Annotated in this window: 1 protein-coding gene; it reads left to right on the forward strand. The window is 70.8% G+C overall.

What is annotated here, in order from left to right:
- A protein-coding gene (locus tag LW587_RS23930; protein ID WP_232632061.1) for an IS5-like element ISMpo7 family transposase occupies positions 1-705 on the forward strand; the annotation gives its coding sequence in 2 pieces (ribosomal slippage) (positions 1-319 and positions 319-705; 706 coding nt annotated over the 2 pieces). This gene is flagged as partial in the annotation.

A 705-nucleotide genomic window follows, 5' to 3' on the forward strand; every position in this document is an offset into this window, starting at 1 on the left:
TTCTGGCTCTCGGATGAGCAGTGGGCGGTGATCGAGCCGTTCCTGCCCCGCAATCAGCCCGGACCCGAGCGCAAGGACGACCGGCGGATCATCTCCGGCATCCTGCACGTGATCACCGCAGGCTGCCGCTGGTGCGACTGCCCGGATACCTACGGCCCGTCCACCACGGTCTACAACCGCTTCAACAGGTGGTCCCGCCGCAGCTTCTGGCGCGCGATGCTGGCCGCCCTGGCCAAGGCTGGATGGGCTGGGGACGCGGCCGCCCTCGACAGCACCTATGTCCGGGCCCACCGCTCCGCCCACGGTGGCAAAGGGGGGCTCGCACGCAGGCCATCGGCCCGTCGCGCGGCGGCCAGACGACCAAGGTCCACGCGCTCACCGACGTCCTCGGTCGCCCCGGCGTCCTTCTGCTGACGCCGGGCAACGCCAGCGACGTGACGACCGCGCCAGCCGTGCTGGCCGAGGCGCCCGGCCGCATCCGCCGTCTGGCCGCCGACAAAGGCTACGACGCCGACTGGCTGCGCACCGATCTGCGGGAGGCAGGCATCAGGCCCGTCATCCCGGGCAAGCGCGGCCGAAAGCGGAAGATCCGCCACGACAAGCGCCGCTACCGCGAGCGCTGGCGCATCGAGGCGACCTTCAACCGCCTCAAGGACTTCCGCCGCATCGCAACCCGTTACGACAAGCTCGCCCGCAACTACGCTT

Origin of the sequence: Methylobacterium sp. Leaf118, from assembly GCF_920984675.1 — a bacterium.
Classification (GTDB): Bacteria; Pseudomonadota; Alphaproteobacteria; order Rhizobiales; family Beijerinckiaceae; genus Methylobacterium.